Below are 825 nucleotides of genomic sequence, written 5' to 3'. Positions count from 1 at the left end.
GTGTGTCGGAAGGGGCGGGGATGCCTATACACCAAAGCAGGACATCACGCTGTACGCGCACTGGACGTATAACGTATTCGTTTACTATGACGGCAATACGAATGACGGCGGCGGAATGGAGATGACCGATCCGGTCAAAGGTGATGAAAAGACAAGAGGTGTGGACTACATCATCCGGGAGAACAACTTTACCAAGACCGGGTATGATTTCGCCGGATGGAATACGGCGCAGGTGGACGGCGCCGGGAACATCGTAGAGACCGGGCTTCCGAGATTCACGCCGGGAAGTGTCTACAATGAGGATATCCCGCTCACCCTGTTCGCTGCATGGCAGCACCGGTTCGACATTGCCTATATGGGCGTATGCCAGACCGAAGGGGATGACTATTTTGACAACAATGGCGGAGCGGATTATTCCCAGCTGACCGATACCGTGAAGCTGGCGAGATCGGAGGACTTAAAGATCCGGACAACGAAATCCTTTGTGGACGCAGAGTCCGGGGAAGAAGTGGTAGAAGACGTGACAGGAACCGGAGTAGGCTGGGCGTTTGCCAAGGATATGGAGGCAAAATATCCGGAAACCTATATCGCGGATGATACAGAGTATCCGGCGGGTGAGTTCTTTGCGCTTGCGCGGGATGCCGGGGCAGTTACCTATGGAAATGTAAGCCCGGATTATCAGGGTGAGGTTCCACAGCTGAACAGCCAGGACATGGCAGTTGCCAATATGTACCGGGTATGGGATTACGGACCACTGATCGAGGCGTATGATCTGTATTACACACTTGAACAGGCACAGAGCGGTTATATCACAGAGGAGGAACT

General features: G+C 53.5%; 1 protein-coding gene. It reads left to right on the top strand.

Annotation, left to right across the window (positions count from 1 at the left end; genetic code table 11):
* A partial coding sequence (locus tag H8Z76_RS13455) for an InlB B-repeat-containing protein (RefSeq protein ID WP_186982840.1) occupies nucleotides 1-825 on the top strand: 825 nt, incomplete at both ends.

Source organism: Roseburia yibonii (assembly GCF_014297335.1).
Lineage (GTDB): Bacteria > Bacillota > Clostridia > Lachnospirales > Lachnospiraceae > Roseburia_D > Roseburia_D yibonii.
Note: the sequence above shows the minus strand (reverse complement) of the source record. Positions and strands in the feature narration are given on the sequence as shown.